The organism is Vibrio sp. 10N.247.310.17, assembly GCF_041466605.1.
Classification (GTDB): domain Bacteria; phylum Pseudomonadota; class Gammaproteobacteria; order Enterobacterales; family Vibrionaceae; genus Vibrio; species Vibrio tasmaniensis_A.
Genome location: NZ_JBFSTC010000190.1, coordinates 1 through 2,334, shown reverse-complemented (window position 1 = coordinate 2,334; position 2,334 = coordinate 1). Strand labels below are relative to the sequence as shown.

At 43.2% G+C, this 2,334-nt stretch carries 3 protein-coding genes; all 3 read left to right on the top strand.

What is annotated here, in order from left to right:
• Positions 1–801 precede the first annotated feature (801 nt).
• On the top strand, positions 802–1,011 hold the full coding sequence (locus AB6D80_RS24660) for a hypothetical protein (protein ID WP_133154775.1): 210 nt from the start codon (positions 802–804) through the stop codon (positions 1,009–1,011).
• A 201-nt stretch (positions 1,012–1,212) separates the two neighbouring features.
• On the top strand, positions 1,213–1,644 hold the full coding sequence (locus AB6D80_RS24655) for a hypothetical protein (RefSeq protein WP_102258042.1): 432 nt from the start codon (positions 1,213–1,215) through the stop codon (positions 1,642–1,644).
• 51 nt (positions 1,645–1,695) lie between these two features.
• Positions 1,696–2,181, top strand: a complete 486-nt coding sequence (gene radC / locus AB6D80_RS24650) for a DNA repair protein RadC (RefSeq protein ID WP_372189900.1) — start codon at positions 1,696–1,698, stop codon at positions 2,179–2,181.
• Positions 2,182–2,334: the final 153 nt, after the last annotated feature.

The window sequence follows — 2,334 nt, the reverse complement described above, 5'->3', positions numbered from 1 at the left end:
ACAAGCTTACTGGGTTAGGTATGCCTGAAACTTGTCGTATTGACTAAAAAGCATGAGAAACGGGGAGACTCTGTTTCTAAACTGAATTACGCAACAAAGCCAATAATTATTGCGAAGGTGTAAATAATTTCTTGGCTTAATTAAAATTGATTTACGCTAGAAAGGCATTGTGTCATTAACGCACTATAACTAAATATCTTGATATAACTACTCTAAGTGGCAAAGGGTAGAGCACACATATGAATAATTTAATAAAGCACCGCACGGTTTTCATCACCGTTTGATTTGGATTTACATGGCTCGCACCACGTATGAAGGATTTTGATATTTCTTTGTTGCGTAATTCAGTTGAACTAAGTTATCGGAACCGATTAAGAGAAACGGATGTGCTATTTGGAGAAATAGTACATCACTGCGCTGAAGTGATGACTAAGGTGAGGTCTCAAAAAAGTGAGGTAAGGACGATATCTGTTTTTATTCCTACTGAAAAATACGACAAGTGTTTGCCTTACTTATAGACGTATATACATTAACTTAGAAACTGGCTTGACTGATTTGGGGCTAACTCTAACAAGTTAGAGCTTAATCGAGCGCTTGAGACCATTAATGCTCGTTTTGAAAAAGGGACGCTGACCTTTGGCTCTCAAAAGGGAGGTTACAGTGAGCAAGGTGGCAGTATCGATATACCCATACGGGTAAATGTATTTAAAGAATCCTCATTCTTGGCTTCTTATCTCTTAGCTTATTGCTTCTTAGTTTTTTACGTGGGGTGAGAAATAATGAGGTGCTCTTTCCTTAGGCGTGATCCTTCGGGCAAGGCTTTCTCTTGGAGCTTTCATCTATGGCCTAGATTGGCATCACCCTAGTGAGCCACTGCGTGCCGCACCAGAAGGTGCTTCTCTACAAGCTCCTATCGATACAACCCTAAACGCCTGCGCCTCGTCAGTCTTCCTCGTTGCTGTTCGTCGTACCTCCTCACTCATTTCACTGACCTCCATTAAGTTCGAGTAAGGGCTTGTTGCCTTATGTGCCGATTTCCCTTTCGACTTGCATCATTTGATGGGGCTCGCAGGCTGTTTACCGTGCTCGCTCAGAGCCCCAATAACAAGGGTATATGAACGCTTCGCGCCCTTGTTATTGATAACCATGAGCGCTTGCCGGACAGCCAAGCGGCTCCATAAAAGTGATACTCAAACAAAAAGGAAACTCCTCATGGCACAACGAAACTCAAGCCCAACTCTCTCTAAATCGATGTTCAGCGACCAGCGTTTCGCCGCTGGGCACGAAAGCTCACCAAAAAATGATATCTCCTGCCAGGTCGTTGAACGTGCAGTGCGTTCGACCGTTTCCGCGACTGTTTCAAAGGGACTTATTTGGGTGAATTCAACGGACTTTAATTCGAGCGTTCGAGCGGTTAAAGTGCATGAGATTTTACTTAATGAGTTTGGTTATACCGACTCTTTGATCTTGGAGGAAGGAAATAAAGGAAAAGGGGTGAGTATTGGCGTATGTGATAGAGCTACGACTGTGAAACAGATGCGAGAAGATTACGCCTATGCGAAAAAAGAAGAGAGAAACGTTGAAACGACCGCTAAGCATCAAGCGAGAGCGAAAGATCTTCTGACTATCTTGTATGGCCAATAACACGGACTGAGCGCCGACCATCACGACTTTAAATATTAAAAGGGATCTATTATGTCTGTACTTGCTAACTACTCTAATCACAGCCTTTTCTCTGTCGAAGAAAAAAATATCTTGAACCATGCCGCGAGCATTTTAAAATCTAAGTTGTTTGTGTCAGAGCAGACGCCACTCAATTCCCCTAAATTGGTGAAGTCATTTTGTCAGGCTTCACTTGCTTCCAATGAAAGCGAAGTGTTTGGGGTGATCTTTCTTGATAGTCAGCATCGAGTTTTACGCACAAAAGAGATGTTTAACGGCACCATTGACACCGCATCCGTTTACCCGCGTGAAGTGGTCAAAGAGTCACTGGCCACAAATGCAAGCGCGGTCATTTTTTATCATAACCATCCCAGCGGTGATGCCACACCCAGTCAAGCCGATCGACGTATTACTCGACGACTGACCGACGCGTTAGCCTTGGTTGATATTCGAGTTCTCGATCATTTCGTGGTGTCTTTTGAAGATGTGGTGTCGTTTGTGGAGCGTGGTTGGATATAGCCATTAGTGAAACATGTCTCTCATTTACGCCTATTCTGGCGTGAATGACTTCCTCATCATAATGCTATAAACTGTAAGCAATTAAATAAGGTTTCTACTATGTCTGAATCAAGCAAAGTCACATTAAGCGTTGAAGAGCTGATCAACCTAACC

Coding starts and splice junctions, on each gene's coding strand:
- radC (WP_372189900.1), top strand. CDS start 1,696: ATGTCTGTACTTGCTAACTACTCTAATCACAGCCTTTTCTCTGTCGAA.
- AB6D80_RS24655 (WP_102258042.1), top strand. CDS start 1,213: ATGGCACAACGAAACTCAAGCCCAACTCTCTCTAAATCGATGTTCAGC.